Annotated in this window: 13 protein-coding genes; 11 read left to right on the top strand and 2 right to left on the bottom strand. The window is 67.9% G+C overall.

All coding sequences use genetic code 11. From position 1 onward, the window contains the following. Window positions 1-99 precede the first annotated feature (99 nt). Complete coding sequence (locus ACM6LU_RS06060) at window positions 100-987, top strand: hypothetical protein (RefSeq protein ID WP_414936538.1); 888 nt, start codon at window positions 100-102, stop codon at window positions 985-987. Further along, window positions 942-1,364 (top strand): AAA family ATPase, encoded by a 423-nt coding sequence (locus tag ACM6LU_RS06055; RefSeq protein WP_414937102.1) that lies wholly within the window; start codon window positions 942-944, stop codon window positions 1,362-1,364. Before ACM6LU_RS06060 ends, ACM6LU_RS06055 begins: the two co-directional genes overlap by 46 nt. Window positions 1,365-1,622: 258 nt before the next feature. Here ACM6LU_RS06055 and ACM6LU_RS06050 read toward each other — a convergent pair whose 3' ends face one another. After that, on the bottom strand, window positions 1,623-3,044 hold the full coding sequence (locus tag ACM6LU_RS06050; RefSeq protein ID WP_414936537.1) for a CCA tRNA nucleotidyltransferase: 1,422 nt from the start codon (window positions 3,042-3,044) through the stop codon (window positions 1,623-1,625). 148 nt (window positions 3,045-3,192) lie between these two features. On the opposite strand from ACM6LU_RS06050, the gene ACM6LU_RS06045 reads away from it, so the two are divergent. The 9 genes from ACM6LU_RS06045 (at window position 3,193) to ACM6LU_RS06005 (ending at window position 14,396) form a co-directional block, all read left to right on the top strand. Next, window positions 3,193-3,714 carry an NUDIX hydrolase gene (locus ACM6LU_RS06045; protein WP_414936536.1) on the top strand — a complete coding sequence of 174 codons (522 nt, stop codon included), beginning with the start codon at window positions 3,193-3,195 and terminating at the stop codon, window positions 3,712-3,714. Continuing rightward, window positions 3,711-5,861, top strand: a complete 2,151-nt coding sequence (locus ACM6LU_RS06040; RefSeq protein WP_414936535.1) for a DUF6049 family protein — start codon at window positions 3,711-3,713, stop codon at window positions 5,859-5,861. Before ACM6LU_RS06045 ends, ACM6LU_RS06040 begins: the two co-directional genes overlap by 4 nt. A 305-nt stretch (window positions 5,862-6,166) precedes the next feature. Then, a complete protein-coding gene (murJ, locus tag ACM6LU_RS06035) occupies window positions 6,167-8,302 on the top strand; it encodes a murein biosynthesis integral membrane protein MurJ (RefSeq protein ID WP_414936534.1) in 2,136 nt (711 codons plus the stop codon). A 121-nt stretch (window positions 8,303-8,423) separates the two neighbouring features. Beyond that, window positions 8,424-9,986 carry a protein kinase family protein gene (locus ACM6LU_RS06030; protein ID WP_414937101.1) on the top strand — a complete coding sequence of 521 codons (1,563 nt, stop codon included), beginning with the start codon at window positions 8,424-8,426 and terminating at the stop codon, window positions 9,984-9,986. A 31-nt stretch (window positions 9,987-10,017) separates the two neighbouring features. Further along, on the top strand, window positions 10,018-10,677 hold the full coding sequence (gene sigM / locus ACM6LU_RS06025; protein WP_037308644.1) for an RNA polymerase sigma factor SigM: 660 nt from the start codon (window positions 10,018-10,020) through the stop codon (window positions 10,675-10,677). Continuing rightward, the gene (locus ACM6LU_RS06020) at window positions 10,674-11,459 is read left to right on the top strand and encodes a hypothetical protein (RefSeq protein ID WP_414936533.1); all 786 of its coding nucleotides are present in this window, start codon (window positions 10,674-10,676) and stop codon (window positions 11,457-11,459) included. Before sigM ends, ACM6LU_RS06020 begins: the two co-directional genes overlap by 4 nt. 172 nt (window positions 11,460-11,631) lie before the next feature. Continuing rightward, window positions 11,632-12,627 (top strand): thioredoxin-disulfide reductase, encoded by a 996-nt coding sequence (gene trxB / locus ACM6LU_RS06015; RefSeq protein WP_414936532.1) that lies wholly within the window; start codon window positions 11,632-11,634, stop codon window positions 12,625-12,627. 36 nt (window positions 12,628-12,663) lie between these two features. After that, window positions 12,664-12,987, top strand: a complete 324-nt coding sequence (gene trxA, locus ACM6LU_RS06010) for a thioredoxin (protein WP_076163850.1) — start codon at window positions 12,664-12,666, stop codon at window positions 12,985-12,987. Between the two features lie 260 nt (window positions 12,988-13,247). Continuing rightward, window positions 13,248-14,396, top strand: coding sequence for an N-acetylmuramoyl-L-alanine amidase (locus ACM6LU_RS06005; protein WP_414936531.1), 1,149 nt, complete (start codon window positions 13,248-13,250; stop codon window positions 14,394-14,396). 348 nt (window positions 14,397-14,744) lie between these two features. Here the strand turns inward: ACM6LU_RS06005 and ACM6LU_RS06000 are convergent, their stop codons facing one another. Continuing rightward, entirely contained in the window at window positions 14,745-15,389 is a 645-nt protein-coding gene (locus ACM6LU_RS06000) for a GNAT family N-acetyltransferase (RefSeq protein WP_414936530.1), read from the bottom strand. Between the last annotated feature and the right edge of the window lie 169 nt (window positions 15,390-15,558).

The raw sequence follows: 15,558 nt of genomic DNA, 5'->3' as shown, positions 1-15,558 counted from the left end.
TTCGGTCCGTTCACCTGCATCGCGGGAGCGAACGGGATCGGCAAGTCCAACCTGTCCGACGTTATCGACTTTCTGTCGCACCTGGCGTCCGGCACCCTGATGGAAGCAGCTCAGCAGATACGCGGCCCTGCCGACGGACGGAGCGGCGACCCACGAGATCTGTTCTGGGACGGCTACGGCGACCACGAGCGTGAGATCCATATCGCGGTCGAGATGATCGTTCCGGCGACAGTCGAAGACGATCTCGGCTCACCCGCACCTGCGACCACGACGTTCCTTCGATATGAACTCGGACTCGGCTACACCCGTCCGGACGGTGAAGCAAGCGTCGGGCGGCTTGCCCTGCTGTCCGAGAAGCTCGTTCACATCAACCGAGGTGAAGCGGCTGAACATCTGAAGTTCAATCACAGCGTCAAGAGGTTCCGTAATGCCGTGCTGCTGGGACGACGGAGCGGTGGGCCGTACCTTTCGACGGGCGTTCAGGAGAGTGGCCTGGTGATCAACGTGCACGGTGACGGCGGGAGCTCAGGCAGGCCCCGACCACGCGCCGCAGCACGGACGGGCAGAACTGTCTTGAGCACCATCACGACGAACGACCACCCGACAATTCTCGTCGCGCGCCGCGAAATGCAGAGCTGGCGAAGGCTTGCCCTCGAGCCTTCCGCGCTTCGTACACCGGACGGATTCACCGCCCCTCGTTCACTCGGCTCCGATGGCCGCCACCTCGCGGCCGCGCTCTTCCGGATTGCCCAGGACAACGTGAGCAACGAAGTCGCACCAGACGCGGACGCTGTTTACGCGCGGGTCGCCGGTCGGCTCGCCGACCTTGGCGTCGAAAGCCTCTCTGTGGAACCTGACCAGGTTCGAGAGGTAATTACGCTGTTCCTCGCGAGGAACGTGGCGGGCTCAGGCTTCCAGCACGCGCGCTCTCAGAGGGCACTCTGCATTTTCTCGCGCTGTGCGTACTACTCGAAGATCCCACAGTGACCGGGCTCATCTGTATGGAGGAGCCGGAGAACGGGATACATCCGGCCAACCTGAAGGCGATGCTCGACCTGGTCCGTGACCTTGCCGTTGACCCAGACGAACCACCGGACGCCAACAACCCGTTCCGACAGGTCATCATCAACACCCATTCGCCTGGAGTGGTCCAATTATGCAGCTGTGAAGACATCTTGGTCGCGGACAACCGACTCCAGACCGCGCCTGATGGAAGTACTACGAGGGCGCTCTCGTTACTTCCACTCGCCAGGACATGGCGAGCCAGGGAAGCCGCGGTAGTGGCCACAGACGCCGATCGGGTCGTTTACGCGACCGCTCCACCCGGAGTCCAGTTCAAGCTTCCCATGGATCTGGTCGGCTGATGGGGACTCGCGTGGGAAGGCCACTCTTGGACTCCCGAAAATCCATGAGGTCGAGAAGGTCGCCGACCCCAAAGAACTCCTGCGGTCCGCCTTGATCGCCGCGGCTGAATCGACTGGCAGACGACGCGACCGTGACGCCAAACGGTTCAATCAGCACCGGAGACAACTTCTGGAACGACTCGACAGGCACGGCCCGGTCAGCAAGCTCTCCAGCTGGCGGCAACTGTTGACCGATGTGGACGCCGTCGCGACCTGACCTCAGTTCCCGAGGCCGTTCTCGGTGGCCCACTTCTTCAACTCGGCCACGGCGTCGTCGTGCTCCAGCGGACCGCGGTCGAGCCGCAGTTCCTTCAGGTACTTCCACGCCTTGCCGACGTCCGGCCCCGGTTTGAGGTCGAGGATCCGCATGATCTCCTCGCCGTTGAGATCGGGCCGGACCCGGTCGAGGTCCTCCTGCGCCTGGATCGTCTCGATCCGCCGCTCGAGGTCGTCGTAGGTCGCCTGCAGCGCGGCCGCCTTCTTCCGGTTGCGCGTGGTGCAGTCGGCGCGCACCAGCTTGTGCAGCCGGGGCAGCAGGTCGCCGGCGTCGGTGACGTAGCGCCGCACCGCCGAATCCGTCCACTCACCCTTGCCGTACCCGTGGAACCGCAGGTGCAGGAACACGAGCTGGCTGACGTCCTGGACGATCTCCTTGGAGAACTTCAGTGCACGCAAACGCTTGCGGGCCATCTTCGCGCCGACGACCTCGTGATGGTGGAAGCTCACGCCACCGCCGGGCTGAAATTCGCGAGTCGCGGGCTTGCCGACGTCGTGCAGGAGCGCCGCGAGCCGCAGGATCAGATCCGGCTCCGACGTCGGTTCGTGAGACTTCTCCAGGTCGATCGCCTGCGCGAGGACGGTCAGCGAGTGCTGAAAGACGTCCTTGTGCTGGTGGTGCTCGTCGATCGCCAGCCGCATACCTGGCACCTCGGGCACCACGCGGTCGGCGAGGCGGGTGTCGACCAGCAGCTCGATGCCGGGCCGGGGGTCGTCCGCGAGCAGCAGCTTCGACAGTTCGGCCTGGACGCGCTCGGCGGTGATCCGGTCGATCTCCTCGGCCATCGACGTCATCGCGTCGATCACCCGCGGCGCCGCGGTGAACCCGAGCTGCGCGGAGAACCGCGCGGCCCGCAGCATGCGCAGCGGGTCGTCGGCGAAGGACTCCTGAGGGGTCGCGGGCGTGTCGAGCACCCGGTCCTGCAGCGCCTGTAGCCCGCCGTACGGGTCGACGAAGGTCTGGCTCGCGAGGTCGATCGCCATCGCGTTGACCGTGAAGTCGCGGCGGAGCAGGTCGCCCTCGATGCTGTCGCCGAAGGTGACCTCGGGGTTGCGGCCGACACGGTCGTAGCTGTCGGCGCGGAACGTGGTGATCTCCAGGGTCATGCCCTGTTTGGTCACGCCGACCGTGCCGAACGCGATGCCGACGTCCCACACCGCGTCGCCCCAGGGGCCGACGATCTTCAGCACCTGGTCCGGCCGCGCGTCGGTGGTGAAGTCGAGGTCGCTCGAGAGCCTGTCGAGCATCATGTCGCGGACGCTCCCGCCGACCAGGTACAGGCTGTAGCCCGCCTTGGCGAAGAGCTTCGCGAGTTCGTCCGCCAGCGGGGAGACGCGCATCAGCTCCGTCACAGCGTTCTGCATCGCAGTGCTCTTCCCCGCAATCACCTGCCCGGCGACCACCTTGTTCACGACAATCCCACCACGATTTGGATGTACTTACTACGACTCGGCCCAACACGGGCACGGAGAGCCAGCGTACCCGTACCGCCGTTTGCTCTAGCATCGCAGCATGTCTGGATCAGCCGGCCGCTCCGGCGCTTCGAAGCCGGGCCGCCGGCGGAGGCGCAGGCGGGGAAGGCGGCTGACCACGGTCGACGAAACCTCCGCCGGCGGCCTCGTCGTCGACGTCGAGCGGGCCAACGCCGCGCTGATCGGGCGGCTCGACCGGCACGGCAGACTGCTGTGGTCGCTGCCGAAGGGCCACATCGAGGACGATGAAACGTATGAACAGACCGCGGTGCGCGAGGTGAAGGAGGAGACCGGCATCTCCGCGCGGGTCCTCGAGCCCCTCGGCACCATCGACTACTGGTTCGTGGCCGAGCGACGACGGGTGCACAAGACGGTGCACCATTTCATCCTGGAATCCACCGGCGGCGAACTTTCGGACGAAGATGTCGAGGTGACCGAGGTCGCCTGGGTACCGCTCACCGACCTGGAGACCATTCTCGCCTACTCCGACGAGCGCAAGCTGGTCCGGAAGGCGAAAGAACTCTTCGCGCAACAGCACACCGCCGAGGGAGCACCTGAGTGAAGCGGCTTGCCGCCACTGTCCTGTCGATCCTGTTCCTGGCTCTGCCCGCGTTGTTCGGCGCGGTCGCGCAAGCGCAGGAGCAGCCCCGGCTGCGCGTGGACCTCGATCAGCTGAATCCCCGCGTGATCACCTCGACCTCGACGTCGCTCACCGTCACCGGCCGCGTCACCAACGTCGGCGACCGGCCGATCAGCAAGCTGAGCGTCCGGCTGCAGCAGGGCACCCGGCTGCAGAGCGAGCAGCAGATCGGCGACGTGCTCGCCGGTGGCAAGTTCAAGGACCAGTCGGCGACCGAGTTCGTCGACCTCGAACCGGGCACCCTGGAAGCGGGGCGGAGCGCGGCGCTGAACCTGATCGTCCCGCTCGGCCAGTCCTCGAAGCTCCAGTTCTCCAAGCCCGGTGTGTACCCGCTGCTGGTCAACGTCAACGGCACCCCGGAGTTCGGCGGGCCGGAACGGCTCGCCGCGGTCAGCCTGCTGATGCCGGTGCTCGGCGTCCCCGGCAGGGCGCCGGGGTCGCGTCCGCCGTCGCCGCCGTCGGCGAGTCTGCTGTGGCCGATCGCGAACAGCACCGTGCACGTCGTCTCGTCCCCGCTCGGCGGCCCGCTGACCCTGTCCGACGAGCGGCTGGCGGGCGAACTGAGCCCGGGCGGACGGCTGGACTCGCTGGTCGCTGCCGCGCGGGCGGCCGAGGCCGACACGAAGGTCTCGACGTCGTTGTGCCTGGCCATCGACCCCGATCTGGTCGCGACCGTGGACGGGATGGCCCGCGGCTACCAGGTCGCCACCGGCGGCGGTCCCGTCGCGGGCAAGGGCGTCGAGAGCGCGAGGAACTGGCTCGGCCAGCTGAAGGCGCTGGTCGCGGGCCGGTGCGTGGTCACCCTCCCGTTCGCCGACGCCGACCTCACCGCGCTGACGAAGGTCCGTGCCGGCGACGCGACCGACACCGCGCTCCTGGCCAGTGCGCTCGGCGGCGCCGCGACGATCAAGAACCTGCTCGGCATCCAGCCGCAGGACGGTGTGCTGTGGCCCGGCGGCGCCCTCGACTCGCAGACCGTCGAAGCGATCGGCAAGGCGGGCGTCAAGACCGTGCTGACCGACTCGGGCAAGCTCCAGTCCGATGCCCCGCTTTCGGGTGGGGTCTCGCTCGAAGGGACGAACCTCCGCGCGCAGCCGATCGACACGCTGATCGCGTCCGCGCTGAACGGCTCCGGCGGCACCCAGAACGGGCTCGGCGCGATCGCCTTCCGGGCCGGGCTCGGCGGGCAGACCACGGGGCAGGAGCGCGCACAGCTGCTGATCGCGCCGCCGAGGCACTGGGACCCGACCGGTCCCGACCTCACCACGTTCCTGGAGCGGATGGGTGAGTTCTACGCCGTCGGCCTCATCAAGTCGACGCCGTTGCCCGATCTGCTCGGCGAAAGCCCGTCCGGGACGGCGTCGGTCAACTACGACCCGCAGGACGTTTCGGCCGCGACCGGTGGCGACGTCACCGCGAAGATGTCCCAGATCGACAACGAGACGCTGGGCCTGTCGTCGGCGATGACGATGGATTCCACCAAACGAGTGAAGCCGGCCGACGTGATCGCCCCCGTCCGGCTCGCCCTCATCCGGGCCGCCTCGACCTCGTGGCGCGGCGCGGACGCCGGGACCGTCACCGGCAACGCCCGCGGTGACCTCGAAGCGATCCGCAGCCAGGTGACCGTGGAACGGCCGAAGCAGACGATCGCGCTGGCTTCCGGCGCGTCGCCGCTGCCGGCGTACATCACCAACGGCCTGCCTGTCGGCGTCAACGTCCGCACCGTGCTGAAGAACAACGTGGGCCTGCGTCCCACCGAAGCGGTCCCGGAGCGGACCGTCCCGGCCAACGGCGCCGTCAACCAGCTGCTCCCGGTCGAGGCGCTTCGAGCAGGCCGGTTCAGCGTCGACGTGACCCTGACCACGCCCGACGGGACCAAACTCGGCACCGACGCGCGGTTCGAACTGACTTCCACGGAGTACGGCGCGATCACCATCATCATCACCGTCACCGCGGCTGGCGCGTTGCTGCTGCTCTCGTCTCGCCGGATCTACCGGAGGATCAAGGACTCACGTGCCGCTCGGACGAATGAAACTGCCCCACGTGTGACCGAGGACGCACAGGTTTAAGTGTTTCCGGCCGTCGCCGATTACCCTGGGCCGAACGATGCCACCGGGCATCACGTAGTCGAGCACCGAGGATTGGGCGCACGTTGGAAAGAGAGCCGGGTGTACCGCCCGAGCGTGCAGGCCGTCCCCGGCGCGAAGGTACTCCGCCGCCGCCCCGTCGCACGGATGGCCCAGCGCGCCGTCCGGAACGTTCAGGGCGCCCTGAACGCGCGGAACGCCGTCAGCCGCCCCCGCAGCAGGTCCCCCCGCCCGAACGCGGCGAGCGGCCGCGGCGGGCGGCACCGCCTCCTCCCCAGCAGCCGCCGGTGGACGGCCGCCGCCAGCGTGGCGCGGGCCGTACCGACGACGAGACGCGGAGGCTGAGGCCACCCCCGAACCAGGCAGCGCCGAACCAAGCACCGCCGAACCAAGCACCGCCGCGGAAGGCGCCTCCGCCCGTCGCGCCCCCGGCGCAGTCGACGCCGCCTCCGCCGACCCGTCGTCAGCAGATTCCGCCACCGCCGGGGCAACCGCTGCCGCAGCCGTCCCAGGAACCGCCCCAGAATCCACCTCAGCGCCGTCCGACGGCGCCGCAGGCGCTCAACCAGACACCGCCGCCGCCGCATCGCGGGCGCCGCCAGCCGCCACCGGTCCGCCCTTGGCAGCAGGACCGGCGCGACGAACCCGACGCGACGCGGTTCATCCCGCGCACCCCCGGCGTCCCGATGGGATCGCGCTGGCCGGTCGCCGACCCCGACGTCCTCCGCCCGTACGACCAGCTCGCCACGCAGGTCATGCCTGCGATCAAGGACGCGCCGCTGGTCAAACCGCGGCCGGGGGAGACCGGTGAACAGGACGTCGCCGCCCCGGCGAAGGCGCCGTCGATCGCGAAGTCCAGCGGCCGGATGGCGATCGCCTCGCTGATCAGCCGGATCTCCGGCTTCGCGTGGAAGCTGCTGCTGGTCGCGGCCATCGGCGCCCAGGTGGAGAACGACTCGTTCAACGTCGCCAACACGATGCCGAACATCATCTTCGAACTGCTGATGGGCGGCGTGCTGTCCAGCCTCGTGGTCCCGCTGCTCGTGCGGTCGCAGGACGACAAGGACGGCGGCGAGGCCTATACGCAGCGGCTGGTCACCGTAGCGGGCGCGCTGCTCGTCGTCGGGACGACGGTCGCGGTCTTCGCGGCACCGCTGATCACCAAGCTCTACGTGGACGACAAAGGACAGGCGAACCCCGACCTGGTCACCGCGTTCGCGTATCTGCTGTTGCCGCAGATCTTCTTCTACGGCGTGTTCGCGCTGCTCTCGGCCGTGCTGAACGCGAAGAACATCTTCGGCCCGACGGCGTGGGCGCCGGTGATCAACAACCTGGTCGTGATCTTCACGATCCTCGTGGTGTGGATCATGCCGGGGAACATCTCGACCGACCCGGTGTCGATCACCGACCCGAAACTGCTGACGCTCGGCGTCGGCGTGACCGCGGGCATCGTGGCGCAGTCGGTGCTGCTGATCCCGCCGCTGCTGCGGTCCGGTTTCAAGTTCAAGTGGCGCTGGGGCATCGACAAGCGCATGAAGGAGTTCGGCGGGCTCGCGCTGTGGACCGTCGGCTACGTCGCGGTCAGCCAGGTCGGCTACACGATCACGACACGCGTGCTGACCAGCGGTTCGCAAGGCGGTGTGACCGCCTACAGCAACGCGTGGCTGCTCTTCCAGCTGCCGTACGGCGTCATCGGGGTGTCGCTGCTGACCGCGATCATGCCGAGGATGAGCCGCGCGGCGGCCGACGGCGACCACAAGAAGCTGATCGGCGACCTCTCCTACGCTTCGCGAATCTCGACGGTGACTCTCCTGCCGATCTCCGCGGTGATGACCGTTGTGGGCGGTTCGGTCGGTATCGCCCTGTTCACCTTGGGCAAGGGCCGGGTCGAGGACGCGGCGCGGATGGGTGAGGCACTGGCGATCAGCGCGTTCGCGCTGCTGCCGTACGCGCTGGTCATGCTGCAGATGCGGGTGTTCTACGCGATGAAGGACGCGCGGACGCCGGTGCTGATCATGATCGTGATGACCGTGGTCAAGGTGCCGCTGCTCTACCTGTGCCCCGTGCTGCTGTCGCCGGACAACATCGTGCTCGGCGTGATGATGGTCAACGGCCTCACGTTCGTCGTCGGCGCGATCCTCGGCCAGGTTTGGCTGTGGGTGACCCTCGGAAATCTCCGGAGCAAGCGGATTCTCGGGGTGATCCTCTTCACGGTCGTCGCGAGCGTGCTCGGAGTCGGCGCGGCCTGGCTCGCCGGGCAGGTCGTCCCTGACTCGTTCGGGCCTACTTTCCATGCCTGGGTGAAACTTCTCCTGCAGACGGTGGTCGGGATCGCGGTCTCGTTCGGCGTGCTCATGGCCCTCAGAGTCGAGGAATTGAAGCCCGCCACGGACAGGATCACCCGGTTGATCAAGCGCGGATAACGATTCACGCACGGATGGCGCGCGTCCACGCGTCGTATTCTGGGTACCCTCGGTGCGGGAGCTACGCGGGAGAGTTGCGGTGGATACGAGACGGAGCGAACAGGCAGGGGAGGCGAGCCAGGTGGGCATCCGGGCCCAAGGCGGGTCGCTGGCCCCTGGCCGGGTCGTCGGAGACGGCCGGTATCGCCTGCTCGCACAGTTCGGGGTGGACGAACGGGCCGCCGCGCATCTTTGGCGAGCCCGCGATGGGCAGCTGAAGCGGGATGTGGCACTGACACTGCTGGTCGGTGACCCGGCGGACGCGGAAGCCGCGAGGCTCGCGCGCCGAACGCTGGAGCGTGCCGCGCACGCCTCCAAATTCGGCCACGGCGGGGTCGCGCGCGTCCTCGACGTGCTGAGCCTCGGCAGCGGAGTCACCTCGGGCGAAGGCCTGCTCGGTGTCGTCGTGGCGGAATGGACCAAGGGCAGTGACCTGGTCGACCTGGTGGCGCAGCGCCCGGTGGCGCCCGCCGCGGCGGCCCGGATGGTGCAAGCGCTGGCGGAAGCCGTCGATCACGCCCACCAGAACGGACTCGTGCTCGGCCTCGACCATCCTCAGCGCCTGCGGCTCACCCCGGACGGCGCGCTGAAGCTCGCCTTCCCGGGCCCACTACCCGAAGCGACCCTTCGCGACGACGTCAAAGCGCTCGGCGCGGTCCTGTACTTGCTGCTGACCGGCCGTTGGGCGCTTCCCGGCGGACCCCCCGCGATCCCGGCGGCTCCGCACGCGCCGACCGGCCGCGTCATCCCGCCGCGATCACTGGTCCCGACGGTCCCGGTCGAATTGTCGTCACTCGCCGTCCGCACCATCGAGGACGGTGGCCACGGCGGCATCCGCACCAGCGCTGCCATCCTGCGCGTACTGGGCCAGGTCGCCGAAGCCGAGGAGCGCACCCAGCTGATCAAGGCCGTCGGCGAAGAAGAAGCCCCCGCCGAGTCGGACGACGCGGTCTGGACGACGAAGAAGCCGGTCAAGGACGTCGCGCGGCGCAAGAAGCTGGCGTTCGGTGTGACCGTGCTGGTCGTCGCGACCGTCGTCATCCTGGCCTGGGGCGGGATGATGCTCATCAACCTGTTCCAGGGCGAATCGAAGTCCAGCGGTCCGAACCTGAACGTCGCCGCGTCGTCGTCTTCGCAGGCTCCGCCGCCTTCGGGCGAGCAGCCCCCGCCCACCCAGCAGCTGCCCGCGTCTCCCGCATTGGGAGCCGCGGTGAAGCCGTCGGCCGTCGCTGTGTTCAATCCGGGCAGCAAGGGCGACAGCCCCGGCCGCGCCAAGAACACGACCGACGGCGACGCGGGCACCTCGTGGAAGACCGACGAGTACGACAAGCAGTTCCCGGTCCTCAAAGACGGTGTCGGGTTGGTCGTGACCTTCAAGGACCCGGTCAACCTCAGCCAGATCAAGATCGACGCGGGAAGCCCCGGCTCGAAGGTCGAGATCCGCTCCGCCGACAAGAAGAACCCGAAGCTCGACGAGACGAAGGTCGTCGGCGGCGGGGACCTGGCGGCGGGCGAATCGACCATCGCGTTGCAGCAACCTCAGCAGGGTCAGTACTTCATCATCTGGATCACTCAGCTGGGTGGAGACGAGGACAACAAGTTCGTCACCGAACTCAAAGAGCTGACCTTCCTGCCTGCGGGGTGACCTAAATCAAAGGGTCAGTAGGCTCTCCCGGGTGACAGCTGCAGCTCCCACGGACGCGGATCTCATAGCGGCGCATGCCGCTGGTGACCCGCACGCGTTCAGTGAACTGGTCCAGCGACATCGGGATCGCATGTGGGCGGTCGCCCTGCGCACCGTGCGTGATCCGGAAGAAGCCGCGGACGCCCTGCAGGACGCCTTCATCTCCGCGTTCCGCGCGGCGGGCAACTTCAGGGCCGAATCGCAAGTCACGACGTGGTTGCACCGCATCGTCGTGAACGCGTGCCTCGACCGCATCCGGCGGGGCAAGGCAAGACCGACCGTCCCACTGCCAGAGACCGGGCAGTTCAACGAGCCCGCCTCGCCGCGCGACTCGATGTCCGAGCGCGAGACGAGCCTCGTGGTCAAGGAAGCCCTCGACCAGCTTCCCGAAGAGCAACGTGCCCCGATCGTGTTGGTCGACGTCGAGGGATACTCGGTCGCTGAGACGGCGAAAATGCTCGGCATCGCCGAGGGCACGGTGAAGAGCAGGTGTGCCCGGGGTCGCGGAAAGCTCGCGAAGGTTCTCGGACATCTGCGGAACCCCGATGCGATTGCGAACGTCCCAACTCACGAAAGCAAACGGGAGCGCGCTACCCCGCAACGGGGTGCCAGGCGTCCTCAGGGCACGCCGGGTGACGGGGAGGGACGATGACAGACGAGAGCAGGGGGATCGGTGGGACCGTCGGTCCGCCGTGGTCTGTCGATGTGCTCGCCGACCTGCACGCTGGGGTGCTGGACGAGCGAGAAGCGGCCGAACTCTGGCCGTTGGTGAACGCCGACCCCGAAGCACTGGCGATCATCGAAGCACTTGAAGCGACCACGGCCGACCTCGCGGAACTCGCGAACGAGCCGGTCGCACCCATGCCGGCGGAGTTCGCCGCCAGGATCGACGCGGCGCTGGCCGCCGAGATGCGGACGTCGCCTGCGTTTCAAGGTGCACCTGAAGGGCAGCAGGCGCAGGTCGCCCCGGTGGTGGACCTCGCGGCCGCACGGCGGCGGCGGAACAAGCGGATCGGCTGGGGCGCCGGGATAGCGACCGTGGCCGCGGCGGCCATCGCCGCCATCGCGATCGTCGTCCCCACCACGCAGCAGTCGACGCCGGGAGGCGTCGCGCAGCCCCCGCCCGCACCCACCGGTCCTTCGGTCGGCGGCGACGGTGGCGGGGCCGAAGCCCTCGTCGGCAAGGCGGTCGGCGTCCGCGACTTCGGCTCGCTGAAGACCGAAGAGCGGCTCGACGCCTGTGTCGCCGCCGCCGGACTGGACCCCGACGTACGGCCGGAGGGCATCCGGCCGGTCGACGTCGCGGGCAAGGACGGCGTGATGGTGATCTACACCACAGGCAAGCTCGCCCAGTTCCGCATCGTCGCCTTCGGTGCCGACTGCGGCCCGGGCAACGCGGCGGTCCTCTTCGACAAGATCATCGGACAGAAGTAGCAGCGGAGCGGTATCGGCGATAGCGAAGGTCCCTTGCTCCCCATGCCGGAAGCAAGGGACCTTTGCTGTCGCCGCCGCAAGGCAGGAGAAGTAGCGCCGGTCACCCCGGGAACACCGGCCCCTACGATCGTGTTGAGCCTGGTGAACAGGTCACTACGAGCGGAGGTCACGGGTGGCTGCCGAGGAGATCAGGAACCTGATCGTTGTTGGGTCGGGTCCTGCGGGGTACACCGCCGCTGTCTACGCGGCACGAGCGCAGCTCGAACCGTTGGTGTTCGAGGGCACGCAGTTCGGTGGTGCGTTGATGACGACGACGGAGGTCGAGAACTTCCCCGGCTTCCGCGAAGGCATCCAGGGTCCCGACCTCATGGAAGAGATGCGTGAGCAGGCGAAGCGTTTCGGCGCCGATCTGCGCCAGGAGGACGTCGAGTCCGTCGAGCTGACCGGTGACGTCAAGTACGTCGTCGCGAACGGAAAGCGCTACGCGGCCCGCGCGGTCGTGCTCTCGATGGGCGCCGCGGCCCGTTACCTGAACGTCCCCGGTGAGCAGGAACTGCTCGGCCGCGGTGTTTCGGCCTGTGCCACCTGCGACGGCTTCTTCTTCCGCGACCACGACATCGTGGTCGCCGGCGGCGGCGACTCCGCGATGGAGGAGGCGACCTTCCTGACGAAGTTCGCCAAGTCCGTCACGATCGTCCACCGCCGCGAAGAATTCCGCGCCTCCAAGATCATGCTGGAACGCGCCCGCGAGAACGAGAAGATCAAGTGGGCGCTCAACAAGCAGATCACCGGGGTCGAGGGTGAGGGCAAGGTCGAGGGCCTGCAGGTCAAGGACACGGTGACCGGCGAGGAGTCCCAGCTGAACGTGACCGGGTTCTTCGTCGCCATCGGTCACGACCCGCGCAGCGAACTGGTACGCGGTCAGGTGGACCTCGACGAAGACGGTTACGTGCTCACCAAGGGCCGGACCTCGTACACGAACCTTCCCGGTGTCTTCGCGGCTGGTGACCTGGTCGACCGCACCTATCGGCAGGCGATCACCGCCGCGGGTTCGGGCTGCGCCGCGGCGATCGACGCGGAACGATGGCTGGCGGAACACGCCGGTGTCGAGACCGCCCAGGAGACCCCTGAGCTGGTCGGTGGCGGCTACGGCGCCACCACCAACTGACTTTCAAGCCCGTTCCACTACCCAGGAGGAGACACCATGGCCAACACCGTGACAGTGACCGACAAGAGCTTCGTCGACGACGTGCTGACGAGTGAGAAGCCCGTCCTGGTCGACTTCTGGGCGACCTGGTGCGGTCCGTGCAAGATGGTCGCCCCGGTGCTCGAGGAGATCGCGGCGGAGAACGGCGAAAAGCTGACCATCGCGAAGCTCGACATCGACGCCAACCCGAACACTGCGCGTGACTACCAGGTGATGTCGATCCCGACGCTGATCCTGTTCCAGGGCGGCAAGCCGGTCAAGCAGATCGTCGGCGCCAAGCCGAAGGCCGCGCTGCTCTCGGATCTCGCCGACGTCCTCTGATCTCCCGTTTCACCTGCTGAAACCCGGGGCCTGCCCAGGCTCCGGGTTTCGTCGTTCGGCGGAACGGGTATCTCTCACCGCTACCGGAACACGATCAGGGCGTCCGGAAGGGTTCCTCGAACGGAGACTTGACGCACCGACCGGGCCTCCGCGCTCACCGAGAGTTCACAGGGCACAATAGAGCACCGGGGTTCGCCCCGCAGAGTTTTCAGTCGTGCATCGAGTTCGATTCGGTGCCCCAAAGGAAGAGCGAGGAGTGCATGCGGGTACTCCGCCGCGGTGACGCCGGACCGGACGTCGCCGAGATCAGGTCCACGCTGGCGGCGATGGAGCTGCTCCCGCCGGTGACCGAATCCGGGGAGTACGAGGTCTTCGACACGGCGATGGAACATGCCGTGCGCGCGTTCCAGCAGCGCCGTGGGCTCATCACCGACGGTCTGGTGGGTCCTGCGACTTATCAGGCACTTCGTGGCGCCGGCTATCACCTCGGCAGCCGCCCGCTGACTTACATGTTCTCCGCGCCCATGCAGGGTGACGACGTCTTCGCGCTCCAGGAGCGGCTGACCGAACTCGGCTTCGACGCCGGCCGCCCGGACGGGCACTTCGGCGCACAGACCGAACGCGCGCTCAAGACGTTCCAGCGCGACATGCGCCTGGTCGCCGACGGCATGTGCGGTCCGGCCACCATCCGCGAACTGCACCGGCTGTCCTCACCGCGCGCACGCGGCGGCCGCCCCGTCTTCCTGCGCGAGCAGGAGCTGGTGCGCCAGGCCGGCCCCCGGCTGCGCGGCAAGCGCATCGTGATCGACCCTGGCCACGGTGGCGAAGACCTCGGTGTCGTCGCCGGTGACCTGCTCGAAGCGGACATCGCCTGGGATCTGGCGCGACGGCTCGAAGGCCGGATGCAGGCCACGGGCATGGAGGCGCTGATCTCGCGCGGGCCGAACCAGAACCCCACCGAGGGCGAGCGTGCCAAGTTCGCAAACGAGGCGGGCGCCGACCTGTTCCTTTCGCTGCACAACGACAAGAACCCCTCGCCCAAGGCGCAGGGGGTCGCGAGCTTCCATTTCGGCACCGGCAACGGCCCCACGTCGACCGTCGGTGAGCTGCTGGCGGGCTTCATCCAGCGCGAGCTGGCTGCCCGGACCGGCATGCGCGACTGCCGCACGCACTACAAGACCTGGGAGATCTTCACCCGCACCCGCTGCCCGGCCGTGCGGATCGAGATCGGTTACCTGACCAACCCGGAAGACGGCGCCAAATTGGCCGACCCGGCCTTCCGCGACATCGTCGCCGAAGGCATCCTGGTCGCCGTGAAACGCCTGTACCTCCTCGGCGAAGGGGACCAGCCGACCGGCACGTTCACCTTCGCGGACGTCCTGGCCCACGAACTCGCCAAAGCGGAGTAGCCAGTCCTCCACACCCGCACGCGGGCGCACATTCCCCTGCCGACACCATCGGCACAACCGGTTGTGTGCCCCTTCTCCCGACCACGCCACCCCTAGCTCCACCCGGCGCGCAGCCCCCGCCCTTCCCGGGGGGCGTCCCCAAGTCCAGTCTACCCATCCACAGTTTTTCCACCGCTCCTAGCAGCGATCTGTGGATAACTCGGCGGGTTACCCACAGCTGTCCCCAAGGTGGGGGATGGCCACCGCGCGCGCCCGGAAACTCTGCTAAAGGCGTGAGACGAAGGCGTCCTTCAGTGCGAAATTCGCTACGAAGGGGGCCTTTCACGGCATCCGGAACGGCCGAACAGATCAGGCGCGACCCATGCTCGGCTCGGCGGTCGTGATGGAGACCTGGCCGAGCAACCGCTCAAGGGCCGCCTCCACGTCTTCCTTCCACGAGATCGCCGACCGCAGTTCCAGTCGCAGCCGAGGCCACCGCGGATGCGGTCGCACGGTCTTGAACCCGACACCCTGCAGGAACGCGGCGGGCAGCACACAGCTGTGCCCGCCGTCCGGATCGGTTTCGTCGGGCTTGGCGTCCCCGAAGGCCTCGATCGCGCGGACACCGCGTTTGGTCAGGTCCTTCGCGACGGCCTGCACCAGCATCCGGCCGAGGCCGCCGCCCTGGAATTCGGGGAGGATCTGGAAGGCGGTCAGCAGTACCGCGTCCGGACCGGGCGGCGAAGTCGGGAAAGCCAGCGAACGCGGCACGGCGTTCGGCGGCGCGTAGAGCACGAAGCCGACAGGCAAGGTGTCGCTGTAGACGATGCGGCCACAGGAGCCCCATTCCAGCAGGACACTGGAGACCCAGGCTTCCTTTTCGACCTCTGTCGCGCCGTATTCCTCGGCCTGCGCCTTCATATGCGGCGCCAGCTCCCAGTACACACAGCGGCGGCAGCTCTTCGGCAGATGCTCGAGGTTGTCCAGGGTTACGCCCACGACGCGACGCGACACCGGCAAACCTCCCTGAACGACGACACCGACTCAGCCCTGTCCCGAGCAGAGCTCGCTGAAGGGGTCCTGATCGAGGATAGGCCGATGTGATGAACACCGGAAGGCCAGGGCCCCTCAAGGGAGGGTGGTTACACTCGATGGAACTACCAGTCGGTAGCCACTATGTCCA

Origin of the sequence: Amycolatopsis sp. cmx-11-51 (assembly GCF_047608665.1) — a bacterium.
In the GTDB taxonomy this organism is placed as follows: domain Bacteria; phylum Actinomycetota; class Actinomycetes; order Mycobacteriales; family Pseudonocardiaceae; genus Amycolatopsis.
This window is presented reverse-complemented; position numbering and strand designations above follow the sequence as displayed.

Coding starts and splice junctions, on each gene's coding strand:
- ACM6LU_RS06045 (WP_414936536.1), top strand. CDS start 3,193: ATGTCTGGATCAGCCGGCCGCTCCGGCGCTTCGAAGCCGGGCCGCCGG.
- ACM6LU_RS06005 (WP_414936531.1), top strand. CDS start 13,248: ATGCGGGTACTCCGCCGCGGTGACGCCGGACCGGACGTCGCCGAGATC.
- trxA (WP_076163850.1), top strand. CDS start 12,664: ATGGCCAACACCGTGACAGTGACCGACAAGAGCTTCGTCGACGACGTG.
- ACM6LU_RS06050 (WP_414936537.1), bottom strand. CDS start 3,044: ATGCAGAACGCTGTGACGGAGCTGATGCGCGTCTCCCCGCTGGCGGAC.
- ACM6LU_RS06060 (WP_414936538.1), top strand. CDS start 100: ATGGAAGCAGCTCAGCAGATACGCGGCCCTGCCGACGGACGGAGCGGC.
- ACM6LU_RS06020 (WP_414936533.1), top strand. CDS start 10,674: ATGACAGACGAGAGCAGGGGGATCGGTGGGACCGTCGGTCCGCCGTGG.